This is a genomic window from Pseudomonas sp. SCT (assembly GCF_003864275.1).
Lineage (GTDB): Bacteria > Pseudomonadota > Gammaproteobacteria > Pseudomonadales > Pseudomonadaceae > Stutzerimonas > Stutzerimonas stutzeri_AE.
This window is the reverse complement of the sequence record NZ_BDJA01000001.1, coordinates 333,952-350,916: the sequence shown is the minus strand read 5'-3', so window position 1 is coordinate 350,916 and position 16,965 is coordinate 333,952. Positions and strand designations below refer to the sequence as shown.

15 protein-coding genes are annotated in these 16,965 nt (G+C 64.6%); 9 read left to right on the top strand and 6 right to left on the bottom strand.

Annotated elements, in window-relative coordinates; genetic code table 11:
• Positions 1–95: 95 nt before the first annotated feature.
• Complete coding sequence (locus BHD08_RS01680) at positions 96–2,666, top strand: CHASE domain-containing protein (protein ID WP_125020595.1); 2,571 nt, start codon at positions 96–98, stop codon at positions 2,664–2,666.
• A gap of 87 nt (positions 2,667–2,753) precedes the next feature.
• Here BHD08_RS01680 and rpoH read toward each other — a convergent pair whose 3' ends face one another.
• The 4 genes from rpoH to ftsY all read right to left on the bottom strand — a co-directional run bounded on the left by rpoH (position 2,754) and on the right by ftsY (position 6,661).
• Positions 2,754–3,608, bottom strand: a complete 855-nt coding sequence (gene rpoH, locus BHD08_RS01675; protein ID WP_015275271.1) for an RNA polymerase sigma factor RpoH — start codon at positions 3,606–3,608, stop codon at positions 2,754–2,756.
• Between the two features lie 112 nt (positions 3,609–3,720).
• A complete protein-coding gene (gene ftsX, locus BHD08_RS01670) occupies positions 3,721–4,740 on the bottom strand; it encodes a permease-like cell division protein FtsX (RefSeq protein ID WP_125020594.1) in 1,020 nt (339 codons plus the stop codon).
• Positions 4,737–5,408 (bottom strand): cell division ATP-binding protein FtsE, encoded by a 672-nt coding sequence (ftsE, locus tag BHD08_RS01665; protein ID WP_102824023.1) that lies wholly within the window; start codon positions 5,406–5,408, stop codon positions 4,737–4,739. The genes ftsX and ftsE overlap by 4 nt, the downstream gene beginning before the upstream one ends.
• On the bottom strand, positions 5,405–6,661 hold the full coding sequence (gene ftsY, locus BHD08_RS01660) for a signal recognition particle-docking protein FtsY (protein WP_125020593.1): 1,257 nt from the start codon (positions 6,659–6,661) through the stop codon (positions 5,405–5,407). The genes ftsE and ftsY overlap by 4 nt, the downstream gene beginning before the upstream one ends.
• A gap of 229 nt (positions 6,662–6,890) precedes the next feature.
• Between ftsY and BHD08_RS01655 the strand changes: the two genes are divergently transcribed.
• From BHD08_RS01655 to rsmD, 3 genes are read left to right on the top strand one after another with little or no spacing between them, the layout of a single operon-like run.
• Positions 6,891–8,243, top strand: a complete 1,353-nt coding sequence (locus tag BHD08_RS01655) for a pitrilysin family protein (protein ID WP_125020592.1) — start codon at positions 6,891–6,893, stop codon at positions 8,241–8,243.
• Complete coding sequence (locus BHD08_RS01650; protein ID WP_015275266.1) at positions 8,236–9,777, top strand: pitrilysin family protein; 1,542 nt, start codon at positions 8,236–8,238, stop codon at positions 9,775–9,777. Before BHD08_RS01655 ends, BHD08_RS01650 begins: the two co-directional genes overlap by 8 nt.
• Positions 9,777–10,391: a 16S rRNA (guanine(966)-N(2))-methyltransferase RsmD gene (rsmD, locus tag BHD08_RS01645; RefSeq protein WP_015275265.1), complete on the top strand. Its 615-nt coding sequence runs from the start codon at positions 9,777–9,779 to the stop codon at positions 10,389–10,391. The genes BHD08_RS01650 and rsmD overlap by 1 nt, the downstream gene beginning before the upstream one ends.
• A gap of 11 nt (positions 10,392–10,402) precedes the next feature.
• Here rsmD and BHD08_RS01640 read toward each other — a convergent pair whose 3' ends face one another.
• Positions 10,403–10,807, bottom strand: a complete 405-nt coding sequence (locus tag BHD08_RS01640; RefSeq protein ID WP_015275264.1) for a hypothetical protein — start codon at positions 10,805–10,807, stop codon at positions 10,403–10,405.
• A gap of 173 nt (positions 10,808–10,980) precedes the next feature.
• Here BHD08_RS01640 and BHD08_RS01635 point away from each other — a divergent pair, with 173 nt between their 5' ends.
• A complete protein-coding gene (locus tag BHD08_RS01635; protein WP_125020591.1) occupies positions 10,981–11,964 on the top strand; it encodes a hydrolase in 984 nt (327 codons plus the stop codon).
• A gap of 12 nt (positions 11,965–11,976) precedes the next feature.
• On the opposite strand, the gene BHD08_RS01630 is transcribed toward BHD08_RS01635, so the two are convergent.
• On the bottom strand, positions 11,977–12,651 hold the full coding sequence (locus BHD08_RS01630) for a TetR/AcrR family transcriptional regulator (RefSeq protein WP_125020590.1): 675 nt from the start codon (positions 12,649–12,651) through the stop codon (positions 11,977–11,979).
• A 129-nt stretch (positions 12,652–12,780) separates the two neighbouring features.
• Between BHD08_RS01630 and BHD08_RS01625 the strand changes: the two genes are divergently transcribed.
• The 4 genes from BHD08_RS01625 to coaD all read left to right on the top strand — a co-directional run bounded on the left by BHD08_RS01625 (position 12,781) and on the right by coaD (position 16,937).
• The gene (locus BHD08_RS01625) at positions 12,781–14,193 is read left to right on the top strand and encodes a coniferyl aldehyde dehydrogenase (RefSeq protein WP_125020589.1); all 1,413 of its coding nucleotides are present in this window, start codon (positions 12,781–12,783) and stop codon (positions 14,191–14,193) included.
• A 14-nt stretch (positions 14,194–14,207) separates the two neighbouring features.
• Positions 14,208–14,738: a twin-arginine translocation pathway signal protein gene (locus BHD08_RS01620; RefSeq protein ID WP_125020588.1), complete on the top strand. Its 531-nt coding sequence runs from the start codon at positions 14,208–14,210 to the stop codon at positions 14,736–14,738.
• Positions 14,739–14,753: 15 nt separating this feature from the next.
• Complete coding sequence (locus tag BHD08_RS01615; RefSeq protein ID WP_125020587.1) at positions 14,754–16,349, top strand: GMC family oxidoreductase; 1,596 nt, start codon at positions 14,754–14,756, stop codon at positions 16,347–16,349.
• 105 nt (positions 16,350–16,454) lie between these two features.
• Positions 16,455–16,937 (top strand): pantetheine-phosphate adenylyltransferase, encoded by a 483-nt coding sequence (gene coaD / locus BHD08_RS01610; RefSeq protein ID WP_014818712.1) that lies wholly within the window; start codon positions 16,455–16,457, stop codon positions 16,935–16,937.
• The last annotated feature ends 28 nt before the right edge of the window (positions 16,938–16,965 follow it).

Here is a 16,965-nt window from a genome sequence, read left to right as displayed (position 1 = left end):
CGTTACGGCATACTGGCCCACTTCAGTGACGGACCAGCAGCGGCTGGCTAACCTGCCACTCAACCGATCCACGCACAGCACACCGCAGTGAAGGCATGAGCGATCCCGTGAATCAGCAAAGACCGATCCAGGGTCTCCGGCAGCTCTTCAGCCGACGCAACGGCATCGCCTGGGCGATGCTGCTATTCACCCTGTTGGTGCAACTGGTGGTCTGGCACAACCTGCGCAGCAGCGAGAATCGCGCCGCCGAGCAGCAGTTCGAGATGCTCAGCGAGAAGGTCACCGAAGCGATTCGCAAACGCCTGCGCGACCACGAGCAGATCCTCTTGGGCGGAGCGGGCCTGTTCGATGCCGTCGAGCAGGTCAGCCGCGAGCAATGGCATGCATATGTCGAACGCTTGCTGCTACCGGACCGTTACCCCGGTATCCAGGGGGTGGGGTTCACCCAGGCCATTCCAGCCGCCTCGCGGGACGCGCATGTTGCGCGCATTCGCGCGCAGGGCTTTCCGGATTACGACATCTACCCGCCCGGCCCACGCGACTTCTATACCTCGATCATCTTTCTCGAGCCCTTCGTCGGCCGCAACCTGGCAGCCTTCGGCTACGACATGTATTCCGAGCCGACCCGCCGGCGTGCCATGCGCCGCGCCGCGCAGCTAGGCGAAACGAGCATCACCGGCAAGGTGACGCTTATGCAGGAGACCCACGGCAAGGTGCAGGCCGGTGTACTGCTTTATGTACCGGTGTATCAGCCAGGCGCGTCGCTGCTGACGCCGAAGCAGCGCATGCAGGCGCTGATCGGCTTCGTCTACAGCCCCTATCGGGTCGAAGACCTGATGCGCGGCATACTGCGCGCCGCCGATCTGCCACTGGCGTTGCATATCTATGCCAGCGACGGCGAACAGGTCGAACAGCTGATCTATGCATCCAGGGAAACCGTCAGTCCTGACCACTCGCGTTACAGCCAGGTTCAGCAGCTGAATCTTTACGGGCAGACCTGGACACTGCGCCTGGACAGCCTGCCGGAGTTCGACAACCGCTTCCACTCCAACGAGGCATTGGTCATGGCGCTGGGGCTTGGCCTCAGCCTGCTGGTGTTCTTCCTGACCTCGTCGCTGGCGCTGCGTCACAGCCGAGCACAGGCGATGGCCGAGGAGATGACCCGACACATCCGCCAGAGCAGACACGACCTGCGCTTGAGCGAGGAGCGCCTGTCACTGGCGCTCAAAGGAAGTAACGATGGCCTTTGGGATCTCGATCTGGATGCCGGCAGCATGTACGCCTCGCCCCGCGCCTGGGAGATTCTCGGTTATCGCCCCAACGAACTGACCTGCGACCTCAAGCTGTGGGAACGCGTGACGGTTGCCGAAGACCTGGCGCAGCAGAAGGCGCGCCTGGCGCAAACCATGCTCTCCAATGTCGATCACTTCACCACCGAACTGCGCCTGCAGCACAAGCACGGCCATGTCGTACCCGTGTTGCTGCGCGGCTACATCCAGCGCGATGCACAGGGCATGGCGCAACGCATCAGCGGCACGCTGATGGACCTGACCGAACGCAAGCGCGTCGAGCAGATGAAGAACGACTTCGTGTCCACGGTCAGCCATGAGTTGCGCACCCCACTGACCTCCATCAGCGGCGCGCTTGGCCTGATTGTCGGCGGCGCGCTCGGCAGCGCACCTGCGTCCATGCAACAGATGCTCGAGATCGCCTACCGCAACAGCCTGCGCCTGGGCCATCTGATCAACGACCTGCTGGACATGGAGAAGATCGCCGCCGGCAAGATGTCCTTCGAACTGCGCGAACACTCCCTCGGCGATCTGCTCGAGGAATCACTGGCAAGCAATCAGGCGCTGTGCGAGCAGCACGGCATCCGTTGCAGCCTCGATCACCCGGTCGACGTGCTCGTCTGGGTAGACGGTATGCGCCTGCAACAGGTTCTCGGCAATTTCCTGTCCAATGCCGTCAAGTTCACCCCGCAGGGTGGCGAGATCCGCCTGCACAGCAGTCTGCGTGGACCACGGGTACGCATCAGCGTCACCGACCAGGGCCCGGGCATTCCCGAGGCGTTTCGCTCGCGCGTATTCGAGAAGTTCGCCCAGGCAGACGCATCCGATAGCCGGCAGAAGTCCGGTACCGGTCTCGGCCTTGCGATTACCAAGGAGCTGATCGAGCGCATGGGTGGTACGGTCGGCTTCGATTGCCCTTCCGGCCAGGGCACCACCTTCTGGTGCGAGCTTCCGATTCAGCAATTGGCCAGCGAAACAGACAGCCGCGACGACCTGCCGCGCATCCTGGTAGTCGAGGACGAGCCGGACACCGGGCGCCTGCTGCATATGATGCTGCGCGAAGGCGGTTACGGCGTGGAGCGCGTCCAGAGCCTGCACCAGGCTCGAGAAAAGCTCGCTGCTGGCCGTTACGAGGCCATGACGCTCGACCTGCACCTTCCCGACGGCAGCGGCATGCAGCTGATCGATGAGCTGCGCGAAAAGCCGGCCATGCAGAACCTGCCTATCGTCGTCATTTCCGCGGCGCATCAGTTCGACCAGGCGCAGTTCCCCGAGCGGATCGTCTGGCTGCACAAGCCGATCACCAACGTCCAGCTGCTGACGGCAGTAGAGAAAGCGCGAGACAACGTTCGCCAAGCCAATAACGGGAAGGCCTAGGCAGGCGGCAGCCGTGGTGAACGGCGGGCAACAAAAAACGCGGGAGCCAATGGCATCCCGCGTTTCGCTTTTCTACGCTGCCGCGCGTCAGGCCTGAATCGAGCCCTTGAGTTTGTTCATCGCATTCTTTTCCAGCTGACGAATGCGCTCGGCCGACACGTTGTACTTGGCCGCCAGGTCATGCAGGGTGGCCTTGTCCTCGTTCAGCCAGCGCTGCTGGAGAATGTCCCGGCTGCGCTCATCAAGACCCTCGAGCGCCGTATGCAGACTGGAAGTGGAGCTGTCGCTCCAGTCGGCATCTTCCAGCTGACGGGCCGGGTCGTAGCGATGATCTTCCAGATAATGCGCCGGCGACTGGTACGCGCTGTCGTCGTCGGCATCAGCCGCCGGATCGAAGGCCATGTCGTGGCCGGTCAGACGGCTTTCCATCTCGCGCACTTCATGCGGCTCGACGCCCAGGCTATCAGCCACGGCGGTCACTTCATCGTTGTTCAGCCAGGCCAGACGCTTCTTCTGGCTGCGCAGATTGAAGAACAGCTTGCGCTGCGCCTTGGTGGTCGCGACCTTGACGATGCGCCAGTTGCGCAGGATGAACTCGTGAATCTCGGCGCGAATCCAGTGCACGGCGAACGACACCAACCGCACGCCCATCTCCGGATTGAAACGCTTGACCGCCTTCATCAGGCCGACATTGCCTTCCTGGATAAGGTCGGCCTGGGCCAGTCCGTAGCCGGAATAGCTGCGAGCGATATGAACGACGAAACGCAGGTGCGCCAGCACCATTTGCCGGGCTGCTTCGAGATCCTGATGATAAAAGAGGCGCCCGGCCAGCTCGCGCTCCTGCTCGACGGTGAGCAGCGGGAGGCTGTTCACGGTCTGCACGTAGGCCTCGAGATTGGCTCCCGGGACTAGCGCTTGAACAGGTTGCAGAGTAGTTGTCATGCAGTACCTCCAATGACGAAGCTGCAGCAGTTTAGCATTGCCGCATGAGACTGCAAGCCTGTGGAAAAGTTCCACAGGAGACCAGTCAAGTCATTGTTATTAAAAGAGTTTTTTATCGCGGAGCAAGCTCGCTGAGGTGCCTCGCAACAGCCAGCCAGGCGCCTATGTATCCGAGCAGCACCGCACCGATCACCAGCGACAGTGCATCACCAGCCGGAACGCCTTCCAGACCGAAATCGCTGCCGTAGAGACCGGCCAGACTCACCACCGCCTCGTTCAGCCAACCCAAGCCGTAAGCCAGCAGCAGCCAGGCGATCAGCCCCGCGCCCAGCCCGTAAATGGCGCCCATGTAAAGGAAAGGCCGGCGCACGTAACCGTCGGTGCCGCCGACCAGCTTGACCACCTCGATCTCGGTGCGGCGGTTCTCGATATGCAGGCGAATGGTGTTGCCGATCACCAGCAGCAGCGTGGCGATCAGCAACAGGGTCAGACCGAAGACGAAGCGGTCGCCGAGCTTGAGAATCGCCGTCAGACGTTCGACCCAGAGCAGATCCAGCTGGGCCTGCTGCACGCCAGGCAGCTCGGCCAGCTGCAGGCGTAGCGCTTCGAGCTTGTCCTTGTCGACTTCATTGGGCGTCACCACGATCACGCCCGGCAGCGGATTCTCCGGCAGTTCCTTGAGCGCTTCGCCGAGTCCGGAAAGCTGCTGAAACTCTTCCAGAGCCTGCTCACGGCTGACCCAGTCCGCTGTTGCCACATCGGGCATGTCGGTGACCTCGTCGCGCAAGCGCTCACCCGCACCTGCGTCCACATCCAGTTGCATGAACAGGGAAATCTGCGCTGCGCGCTGCCAGGAGCCGCCAAGCCGCTCGACATTGTCCAGCAGCAACGCCAGGCCCATCGGCAGGCTCAGCGCCACGGCCATCACCAGGCAGGTGAAGAAGCTGCCGATCGGCTGCTTGAGCAGACGACCGAGGCTGTCGACCAGGCTGGCCCGGTGGCTTTCCAGCCAGGCGTGGAACAACGTCTTGAAGTCCGGCTCGTCACTATGCGGTTGCTCGGGCTTCTTCACCGAGCCACCGACACGCTCGGCCGTGCTCGGGGTGGTCTTGGGATTGCGTTCGCTGCTCATCGGCTGGCCTCCCCGTCACCGATCAGGCGACCGCGCTGCAGGGTCAGCATGCGATGACGCATCCGCGCGATCAGCGCCAGGTCGTGACTAGCGATCAGCACGGTGGTGCCGAGGCGATTGATGTCTTCGAAAACGCCCATGATCTCCGCCGCCAGCCGCGGGTCGAGGTTGCCGGTAGGCTCGTCCGCCAGCAGCAGGGCCGGGCGATGTACCACGGCGCGGGCGATACCGACACGCTGCTGCTGACCGGTGGAAAGATCGGCCGGGTACTGCAGCGCCTTGTCCTTTAGGCTGACGCGCTCCAGCGCGGTCATCACCCGCTGGCCGATCTCGCGCTTGTTGAGCCCGAGAATCTGCAGCGGCAGGGCGACGTTATCGAACACGGTTCGATCGAACAGCAGCTGATGGTTCTGGAACACCACGCCGATCTGCCGGCGCAGGAAAGGAATCTGCGAATTGGTGATCCGCGACAGATCCTGCCCGGCCAGCAGCAGCTTGCCGCTGGTAGGGCGCTCCATAGCCAGCAGCAGGCGCAGCAGTGTGCTTTTACCGGCGCCGGAGTGGCCGGTGACGAAGAGGAATTCGCCGCGACGCACCTGGAAGGAAAGCTCATGCAACCCGACGTGGCCGTTGGGGTAGCGTTTGCCGACCTGTTCAAAACGGATCATGCGTCTTCCCGCTGGGCGAAAAGCGCTTTGACGAAGGCATCGGCCTCGAAGGTGCGCAGATCGTCGATCCCCTCGCCCACACCGATGTAACGGATCGGCGTGCCGAACTGCTTGGCCAGGGCGAAGATGACCCCGCCCTTGGCGGTACCGTCGAGCTTGGTCAGCACCAGGCCGGTCAACTCGACCGACTGATTGAACTGCCGGGTCTGGTTGATGGCGTTCTGGCCGGTGCCGGCGTCGAGCACCAGCAGCACTTCATGGGGAGCGGAATCGTCGAGCTTGCCCATCACCCGACGGACCTTCTTCAGCTCCTCCATCAGGTTGTCCTTGGTATGCAGACGGCCCGCGGTGTCAGCAATCAGCACGTCAATGCCACGCGCCTTGGCGGCCTGCACGGCATCGAAGATCACCGAGGCGGAGTCAGCGCCGGTGTGCTGGGCGATCACCGGAATGCTGTTGCGCTCGCCCCATACCTGCAGCTGCTCGACCGCCGCGGCGCGGAAGGTGTCGCCGGCGGCGAGCATGACTTTCTTGCCTTCGAGCTGCAGCTTCTTGGCCAGCTTGCCGATGGTGGTGGTCTTGCCGACGCCATTAACGCCAACCACAAGGATCACGTAGGGGCGCTTGCCGCTGTCGACCACGAGCGGTTGCTCGACAGGCTTGAGCAGGCCAGCGAGCTCTTCCTGCAGTGCCGTGTAGAGCGCGCCGCTGTCGGCCAGCTCCTTGCGCGACACACGCCGGGTGAGGTTCTGCATGATCGCGGTGGTCGCCTCGACACCGACGTCGGCGGTGAGCAAACGGGTTTCCAGCTCGTCGAGCAGGTCGTCGTCGATGGCCTTCTTGCCGAGAAACAGGCTGGCCATGCCTTCGCCGATACTGGAGCTGGTCTTGGACAGACCCTGCTTGAGGCGCGCGAAGAAGCCGAGCTTGGCCGGCGCTTGGGCGGGTGCAGCCGCCACTACCGGCACAGGTGCAATTACCGGCTCTGGCTCTGGCTCTGGCTCTGGCTCTGGCTCTGGCTCTGGGAGTATTTCGGCTTCGACTGCCCGCTCGGACAATACCGCAGGGGCATCGATTACCGGCTGTGCGATTTCGGCCTCAGGCTGCTCGGCATGCGGCAGGCTGTCTTCCTGCGGCTCGGCGGCGGGCTGCTCGGCCACCGGCTGCTGCGGCTTCTTGCGCAGCCAGCCGAACAGGCCTTTCTTTTCACCGGGCTCGGCCGGCGTCTTCTTGTCGTCGTTGGAACCAAACATGGAGAAGGTATTCTCAAGGGTGCGATACGCCGGCAGCCACGCTGCCGGCCAAACGGGCTCTATCCTAGCACCTCGCAAAGCGGGTGCGCTAAGCACGGACTCCTCTATCAGGGCCGGTTAAGCAGCGGATATCCCGGCTTTGCCTGATCCGCACGCACCAGTACCATGGCTGCCGTGTTGCCGCCCTGCCAGTCTGCCGTGGCGGACACCAACTGGACGAGTCCCGACTATGCCTCTGATTTTACGCCGCGCCGCCGCCCTGCTGCTCGGAGCGCTTTATCTGCCCCTGCTGGCAGCAGCAGACAACCAGCCAACCCACGAGTTCTTCCTCGACAACGGGCTGAAAGTGATCGTTCGCGAGGACCATCGCGCCCCCGTGGTGGTGTCACAGCTCTGGTACAAGGTTGGCTCCAGCTACGAGACGGCCGGCCAGACCGGCCTCTCCCACGCCCTCGAGCACATGATGTTCAAGGGCAGCCGCAAGCTCGATGCCGGCGAAGCCTCGCGCATCCTTCGCGAGCTTGGCGCCGAGGAAAATGCCTTCACCAGCGACGACTACACCGCCTACTACCAGGTCCTGGCACGCGACCGCCTGGCCGTGGCCTTCGAACTCGAAGCCGATCGCCTGGCCAGCCTCAAGCTGCCGCCGGAAGAGTTCGCCCGCGAGATCGAGGTGATCAAGGAAGAACGTCGCCTGCGCACGGACGACAAGCCCAGCTCGCTGGCCTATGAGCGCTTCAAGACCATCGCCTACCCAGCCAGCGGCTACCGCAACCCGACCATTGGCTGGATGGCCGACCTCAACCGCATGCAGGCTGACGAGCTGCGCGCCTGGTACGAACAGTGGTACGCACCGAACAACGCTACCCTGGTGGTGGTCGGCGACGTGACCGCCGATGAGGTCCGCGGGCTGGCCGAGCGCTTCTTCGGCGCCATCGAGAAACGTGAAGTACCGGCAGCCAAGCGCCCGCTGGAACTGGCCGAACCGGGCGAACGGCGCCTCAGGCTGCACGTGAAGACGCAGCTGCCGACGCTGATGATGGCCTTCAATACGCCGAGCCTGGCGACCGAGGAAAACGCCCGCCAGGTCCATGCGCTGCGGTTGATCTCTGCCCTGCTCGACGGCGGCTACAGCGCGCGCCTGCCAGAGCGGCTGGAGCGCGGCGAAGAATTGGTCACCAGCGCCTCGGCCTGGTACGACGCCTACGCCCGCGGCGACAGCCTGTTCGTCTTGAGCGCCGCGCCGAACATGCAGAAGGGCCGTACGCTGGAAGAAGTCGAAGCCGGCCTGTGGCAGGAGCTGGAGGCACTCAAGCAGACAGCACCCTCGGCGGACGAACTCGAGCGCGTGCGTGCTCAGGTCATCGCCGGCCTGGTCTACGAGCGTGACTCCATCACCCAGCAGGCCACCACCATCGGCAAGCTGGAAACCGTCGGGCTTTCCTGGCGCCTGATGGACGAGGAGCTGAACGCCTTGGAAGCCGTCACGCCCGAAGACATCCAGCAGGCCGCCAGCACCTACTTCACCCGCTCCCGCCTGAGCGTCGCCCATGTTCTGCCCGAGGAAGCCCGTGATGAATGATTTCAGTGCCCTGCGCAATGGCCTGCTCGGCCTGCTGCTGGTGGCCAGTTTCGGGCTTGCGGGCTGCGATGAAGGCTCCAAGGCCCTGCCCCAACCCGGCGAACCGGTGAAGCAGGACGTCGCGCGCGAAGCCGCCCAGCCGGCCGTGCCGACAGAGGAACCCGCAACGTCTGAGAAGCCACGCCTGGAGTCGCTTGCCGAGCTCGGCGACCAACCGCTCGCCCGGCGCAAGCTGGACATCCAGAGCTGGCAAACCGCTGAGGGCGCCAAGGTACTGTTCGTCGAGGCTCGCGAGCTGCCGATGTTCGACTTGCGCCTGACCTTTTCCGCTGGCAGCAGCCAGGATGGCGAAGTACCCGGCCTGGCGCTGCTGACCAACGCCATGCTCAACGAGGGTGTCGAGGGCAAGGATGTCAGCGCCATCGCCCGCGGCTTCGAAGGCCTCGGCGCCGACTTCGGCAACGGTTCCTACCGCGACATGGCGGTGGTCAGCCTGCGCAGCCTGAGCGCGCCGGACAAGCGTGAGCCGGCCCTGGCGCTGTTCAATCAGGTCATCGGGCAGCCGACCTTCCCAGCCGACTCGCTGCAACGGATCAAGAACCAGCTGCTCGCCGGCTTCGAATTCCAGAAGCAGAACCCCGGCAAGCTGGCCAGTCTGGAGCTGTTCGAGCAGCTCTATGGCGACCACCCCTACGCGCACCCGAGCGAAGGCACGCCAGAGTCGGTGCCTGGGATCAGCGTCGAGCAGCTACGCGAATTCCACGCCCGCGCCTATGCAGCAGGCAATGCGGTGATCGCGCTGGTCGGCGACCTTTCCCGTGAAGAAGCCGAAGCACTCGCTGCCGAAGTTTCCGCAGCCCTGCCGGAAGGCCCAGCGCTGCCCGCAACGCCGACGCCCAAGGCACCCGTGGCCGGCAAGCACCATATCGACTTCCCGTCCAACCAGAGCCACCTGATGCTGGCCCAGCTCGGCATCCCGCGCGGTCACCCGGACTACGCAGCGCTGTACCTGGGCAATCAGATCCTCGGTGGTGGCGGTTTCGGTACGCGGCTGATGGAAGAGGTGCGCGAGAAGCGCGGCCTGACCTACGGCATCTATTCCGGCTTCAGCCCGATGCGCGCCGAAGGGCCATTCATGATCAGCATGCAGACCCGTGCCGAACTCACCGACGGTGCGCTGGAACTGGTGCAGCAGCTGGTCCGCGACTATCTCGCCGAGGGCCCCAGCGAGGCCGAACTGCAGCGCAGCAAACGCGAAATCGCCGGCAGCTTCCCGCTGTCCACCGCCAGCAACGCCGACATCGTCGGTCAGCTGGGCAGCATCGGCTTTTACGACCTGCCGCTGACCTACCTGGAGGATTTCATGGGCGAGGTGCAGGCGCTGACCGTCGAACAGGTCAAGACGGCGATGAACAAACACCTGCAGGAAGATGCCTTCGTCATCGTCACCGCCGGCCCCAGCGTCGAACAACAACCGCTGCCGCCGCCCACCGATAAACCAGTCGAACAGCCCAGCGGCGTTCCGGAGCACTGATGGCCAATCCACCCATTCGACCCGGTGCCCACGGCGGCCAGGGCCAGTTGCGCATCATCGGCGGCGAATGGCGCTCGCGCCGTTTCAGCTTCCCCGATGCCGAGGGCCTGCGGCCGACGCCGGACCGGGTGCGCGAAACCCTGTTCAACTGGATCGCCCCGTACCTCTCCGGCGCGCGGGTGCTCGACCCGTTCACCGGCAGTGGCGCGATCTATCTCGAGGCGCTGTCACGCGGCGCCAGCATGGCCCTGGCGCTGGACGTCAATGCCAACGCCATCGCCAGCTTGCGCAAGCATCTGGATACGCTCAACTGCGGCCATGGCCAGTTGCTGCAGAGCGATGCCCTGCGCTACCTGGATACGCAGTCGCCGACACCCTTCGACCTGGTATTCCTCGACCCGCCATTCAACAAGAACCTGCTGCAGCCGGCCTGCGAGCTGCTGGAAACGAAAGGCTGGCTGGCCGAACACGCCTGGATCTACACGGAAAGCGAAGCGGTGCCCTCCAGCCTCGGCCTGCCAGGCAACTGGCGACTGCACCGGGAAAAGAAAGCCGGCAAGGTGCATTACGCGCTATGGGAGCGCAGCGTGCCGTCCGGCTCCGCCTCGAGCTGAAGCCGAAGGCCTCAATAGAAATCGACGGTCTGACCGTTGCAATCGAAGGCGAGAAAGCGGCCGATATTGCCGGTCTCGATGGCGCTGACCATCATCTTCAGCGGCTGCTCGGCGTCATCGGCGTTCGGCGTGATGCCGCCCTGCCCCGGCAGCGCGGCGGCGAACAGCAGGTCCCAGGCCACCCCGGTGCGCGCGGATTCGTCGCGCAACGCCGCGAAGTCGCTCAGCTCCTCGGGCAGCTTGTCGACGCAGAGCACCGGCTTCAGCGAGCCGCCGGCGTTTTCCTCGAAGCGCTGGCGCTCGGCCTCGGTGGCATCGTCCGGCAGTTCGGCACTGACGAAAACGAACAGCAGCCGCTGAGGTTCGCGCTCCTCGCGCGCAGCGGCCAGCAGTTGATCGAAGGGGGTTGGCATCATGGGCAGGGTTCCGGATAAGACTATCGCGTCACTGTCCACCGCTTAAGCGGTCCTGACCATATCCCTAAAGGCATAAGTCGCCGAGCGGCAGGCACCATTCAAGGCCTGCATCGTGCTTTTCTTCCTGGCGCCGACGCTCTAACGTCAGGCCAAACAGAGGAACCCGAGCGATCGTGCCCGACACCTTCCAACCCGCCTGGTGGCTCCCCGGAGCGCACCTGCAGACCCTATGGAACCCGTTCTTTCGCAAGCCGCCGCGTCTTGAGCGCCAGCGCGAACGGCTGTGGCTGGCCGATGGCGACTTCATCGACCTGGACTGGCACGGCCCGCATGAAGCAACGGCGCCACTGGTGCTGGTGTTGCACGGGCTGACCGGCTCATCGAATTCGCTTTACGTGCTTGGACTGCAGCAGCAGCTGGCGGCGCGCGGCTGGGCCAGCGTTGCCATCAACTGGCGCGGTTGCTCGGGCGAGCCCAACCTGCTGCCGCGCGCCTATCATTCCGGCGCCAGCGACGATCTCGCCGAAGTGATCGGGCATCTGCAGGCATCCCGGCCGCTGGCGCCGCTGTATGCGGTGGGTTACTCGCTAGGAGGCAACGTACTGCTCAAGTATCTCGGCGAAACGGCAGCCAGTAGTCCGCTGCGCAAAGCGGTGGCAGTGTCCGTGCCGTTCCGCCTGGACCAGTGCGCCGACCGTATCGGCCTCGGCTTCTCCCGCATCTACCAGGCGCATTTCATGAAAGCGATGGTCGCCTATGTGAAGGACAAGCAACAGCGCTTCCAGCGCGAGGGCCTGCAGGAGCACCTCGGTGCGCTGCAGAGCCTCGGGCCACTGCACGGCATGCGTACCTTCTGGGACTTCGATGGCCGCTTCACCGCGCCACTGCATGGCTACAGCGACGCCCAGGACTACTACCGCCGCGCCTCCAGCCGCTACTACCTGCCGACGATCACGACGCCAACCCTGCTGATCCAGGCCGAGGACGATCCTTTCGTATTCCGCCACAGCGTGCCGGATGCGGCCGAGCTGTCCGCCACCACGACCCTCGAACTGCACCCCCGCGGCGGGCATGTCGGCTTTATCGAAGGCTCGCCACGGCGGCCGCGATACTACCTGGAGCAGCGGATTCCGCAGTGGCTGGCGGAAACGCCCTGACATCGAACAGCTTCAGCCGTCCGGCATTTGCAACAGCGGCTCCAGCGCAACGAAATACTCCCACTGTAACGCCGCTACCGCCTCGCGAGCCGCCGGCGCGACGAAGCCGCTTTCCAGAGCGAGGACCTGATAGATACCGCGGCGTAGTTGCAGCTGGTCCAGCTGCTCCGTGCCAGCGCTGACCGTGCCAAGGAAACGCACCCAGGACGTGAGAATGATCCAGGCATTGAGCGCCAGAGCCTCGGCCTGGGCGTCGTCCATCATCAGAATGCCGGCCGCGACGAATCCCTGGTAAATCGCCTGCGCATGCTGAAGGCAACGAGCAGCGAACACCTGATAGCGCTGCGCAAGCTCGAGATTCGCAGCCAGCAGCCCCTCCAGATCCCGATGCAGAAAGCGGTAGTCCCACATCGCACCGAGCAGTGCCTCGAGATACACCGCCTTGTCCTGGACCTGCATCGGTCGCTGCAGCGGCAGCTGCAGAAACCCATCGACCCTCGCCTCGTAGCGCATGAACAACTCGGCCACGATCGCCTGCTTGTTGGGGAAGTGGTAATAGAGATTTCCCGGCGAGATGCCGAGGTGGGCGGCGATGTGGTTGGTCGTGACGTTCCGCTCGCCCTCGGCGTTGAACAGCTCCAGGCTGGCTTCGATGATGCGGTCACGGGTCTTGGTGCGGGGTGCCATGAGGCAGCGGTTCTCGGCGGCGAAACGAAGAAAGCAACGGTACACGCCGGCAGGCAGGTAAGCACGTTTCGTTGACAGTTTAGAGCAATTACTCTAGAAATCTTCCAGCCAAGACTATCCGGAGCTTCCATGTCTGCCGACATCCCCCAAGCGCTTGCCACCATGGAGGCCTTGTTCCAGCGTCAGCGCTCAGCGTTTCTCGCCGCGCCCATGCCCTCAGAGGAAGACCGGGTACGCTGGTTGGACGCCCTGCGCGACGTGCTGGCAACCCACCAGCCGGCGCTGATCGAAGCGATCAGCGCCGATTTCGGTCATCGCTCGGCCGACGAAACCCTGCTGGCGGAAATCATGCCCAGCCTGCACGGCATCCGCGACGCCTGTCGCCACCTGCGCCGTTGGATGAAACCCTCGCGCCGGCGTGTCGGCCTGGCCTTCCAACCGGCCAGCGCTCGGGTGGTCTATCAGCCGCTGGGCGTCGTCGGCATCATCGTGCCGTGGAACTACCCGCTCTATCTCGCCATCGGACCGCTGATCGGCGCTCTGGCGGCGGGCAATCGGGTAATGCTGAAGATGAGCGAGTCGACGCCGGCCACCGGCCAGCTGCTCAGGGCTCTGCTGGCGCAGATATTTCCCGAGGAGCAGGTGGCGGTGGTACTCGGTGACGTAGAGGTGGGACGCGCCTTCGCCCGGCTACCCTTCGACCACCTGCTGTTCACCGGCGCAACCCATATCGGCCGCGACGTGATGCGTGCGGCGGCCGAGAACCTCACACCGGTGACACTCGAACTCGGCGGCAAGTCGCCGGCCATCGTCTCGGCCAGCGTTCCATTGACCGACGCCGCCGAACGCATCGCCTTCGGCAAGTGCATGAACGCCGGGCAGACCTGTGTCGCGCCAGACTATGTGCTGGTGCCGCAGGATCGCATCGAAGGCTTCGTTACGGCTTACCGCGAGGCCGTACAGCGCCTGTATCCGAGCCTCGCGGACAATCCCGACTACAGCGCGATCATCAACGATCGCCAGCTGGCGCGGCTGCAGGACTACCTGGACGATGCCCAGGCCAAGGGCGCGCGAATCATGCCGCTGTTTGCCGAAGCACAGCAGCGACGCATGCCCCATTGCCTGTTGCTCGAGGTCAACGAGCACATGCGGGTGATGCACGAGGAGATCTTCGGCCCGCTGCTGCCGGTCGTGCCCTACGGCGACCTGGATGAAGCACTGGCGTACGTCAACGCGCGGCCGCGGCCGCTGGCGCTGTACTACTTCGGCTATGACCGCGCTGAACAGCAGCGCGTAGTGGAAAAGACCCACTCCGGCGGGGTGTGCCTGAACGACACCCTGCTGCATGTCGCGCAGGATGACCTGCCGTTCGGTGGCATCGGCCCTTCAGGCATGGGGCAGTACCACGGGCGCGAAGGCTTCCTCACCTTCAGCAAGGCCAAGAGCCTGTTCATCAAACAGCGCTTCAACGCCGCCCGGCTGATCTACCCGCCCTACGGCAGATGGTGGCAGAAGCTGATCTACGCTCTGTTCATCCGCTGAAGCACGACGTCACGATGCCCGATCTCTCCGTCAACCGCCGCCAGTTGCTCAAGATCGGCCTGCTCGGCAGCGCGGTGCTGGCCGGAGGCGGCCTGCTCAGCCGAACGCTCAGTGCCGCTGCCGACGGTCCGGCGAGTGGCTTCACCATGCTGCGCGAAAGCGATCTGCCGCTGCTCAATCGCCTGACGTCGCTGCTGCTGCAAGGAGCGGCGCCCGGGGAGGCCATGCCACAAGCAGTGCAGGATACCCTCGCCAGTCTCGACCTGGGGCTGCGGCATCTGTCGCCGGCCCTGGCGCAGCAGGTGCGGCAGCTGTTCGATGTGCTCAGCCTGCCGCTGACCCGCGGTCCGTTGACTGGGGTCTGGGGCGACTGGAGCCACGCCTCGGATGACGAGCTGCGGGCATTCCTGCAGCGCTGGCAGAACAGCTCGCTGGCCCTTTTGCGTCAGGGCCACGCCTCGTTATTGCAGATGATCCTCATGGCCTGGTACGCCAGCCCCGCCTCCTGGGCGCACTGCGGTTACCCCGGCCCGCCCAAAGTCTGACCAAAGGAGGCCTGCATGCCTGTTGTCGATCTGTTTGCCGAAGGCCTCGCCCGCGGCTGGACGACCCACGACGGCTCGCGACTGCAACGCGACCTGACCCTGGAAGCCGACATCGCCATCGTCGGCAGCGGCGCAGGCGGTGCCACCAGCGCCGAAGCGCTGAGCGCAGCCGGCTACAAGGTGTTGCTGATCGAGGAAGGCGCGCTGCGCACCAGCGGCGACTTCGACATGCAGGAGGGCCGCGCCTACCGCTCGCTCTATCAGGAAGCCATCGGCCGCACCAGCAAGGACGGCGCCATCACCATCCTGCAGGGTCGCGCCGTCGGCGGCACCACGCTGGTGAACTGGACTTCGAGCTTTCGCACACCGCCGCAGACCCTGCAGCATTGGGCCAGTGAGCACGGCGTCAGCGGGCTTTCCGCCGAAACGCTGCAGCCCTGGTTCGAACGCATGGAGCAGCGCCTCGGCATCGCGCCCTGGACCGTGCCGCCGAATGCCAACAACGCGGTACTGCAGCGCGGCTGCGAAAGCCTTGGCCAGCACTGGGCGGTGATCCCGCGCAACGTGCGTGGCTGCTGGAACCTCGGCTACTGCGGCATGGGCTGCCCGACCAACGCCAAACAGTCGATGCTGGTCACCAGCATTCCCGCAATGCTGGAAAACGGCGGTGAACTGCTCTACCTCAGCCGCGTCGAGCGCTTGCTGATGCAGGGCGAGCGGGTCGTCGGCCTGGACTGCCTGGGCATGGACGAACGCGGCGTAGAGCCGAACGGACACCGCATCCGCGTCGTCGCCAGGCACTACATTCTGGCCGGCGGCGGCATCAACACGCCGGGTTTGCTGCTGCGCTCGAACGCTCCCGACCCGCACCAACGCGTCGGCAAACGCACCTTCCTGCACCTGACCAACTTCTCCGCGGCGCAATTCGACGAGCGCATCGATGCCTTCAGCGGCGCACCACAGTCGATCTATTCCGACCACTTCCAGTGGCGCGACGGGGTTACCGGGCCGGCCGGCTACAAGCTCGAAGTTCCGCCCATCCATCCCGCGCTCGCGACTACCCTGCTTGGCGGCTTCGGCGCGGAGAATGCCCAGCGCATGGCCGCGCTGCTGCATACCCACGCGATGATCGCCCTGCAGCGCGACGGCTTTCATCCGGACAGCGCCGAGGGCACGGTCGAGCTGCGCAGCGATGGCAGTCCGGTGCTCGACTACCGCATGACCGACTATGCCTGGAACGGTATCCGCCGCGCCTTTCACAGCATGGCCGAGATCCAGTTCGCCGCCGGCGCCCGTGCCGTGCTGCCATTGCATGGCGACGCCCGCTACGTGCGTACGCCGCGTGCCGCCCGTGAACTGATCGAGGCTCTGGACCTCGCGCTGTACCGCACCCGCCTTGGCAGCGCCCACGTCATGGGCGGCTGCGCCATGGGCGAAGACCCGCGCCAGGCGGTGACCGACAGCCTGGGACGGCACCATCAGCTGGCCAACCTGTCCATACACGACGGCTCGCTGTTTCCCACCAGCATCGGCGCCAACCCCCAGCTCTCGATCTACGCGCTGTGCGCGAAATTGGCGTCGGATCTGGATGATCGGCTGAAGAAGTCCTGAGATTGACTCCCATTCACGTCAGATCGCCGCACGGCATTCAGGCTTTACGCTGTCGACACCGAGCCGCTACCATCCACACCCCCACGCATGCGTCAGGACGCCGCGATGAATCGAGTGTTGTATCCGGGAACCTTCGATCCCATCACCATGGGCCACGCCGATCTGGTGGAACGCGCCTCGCGCCTGTTCGACGAGGTCATCATCGCCGTGGCGGCCAACCCCAAGAAGAACCCGCTGTTCCCGCTCGAGCAACGTGTGGCGCTGGCTCAAGAAGTCACCAAGCACCTGCCGAACGTGAAGGTCATGGGTTTCTCCACGCTGCTGGCGCACTTCGTCAAGGAGCAGCAGGCCAACATCCTGCTGCGCGGCCTGCGCGCGGTATCGGACTTCGAGTACGAATTCCAGCTGGCCAACATGAACCGCCAGCTGGCGCCCGACGTGGAAAGCCTGTTCCTCACGCCGTCGGAAAAGTATTCCTATATTTCCTCGACGCTGGTTCGGGAGATTGCCTCGCTCAAGGGTGACGTATCCAAGTTCGTCCACCCGGCGGTGATGAGCGCGCTGCACGAGCGCTTCGGCCAGAACTGACGCTGCCCGCCGGTACCGCGTCGGGTGC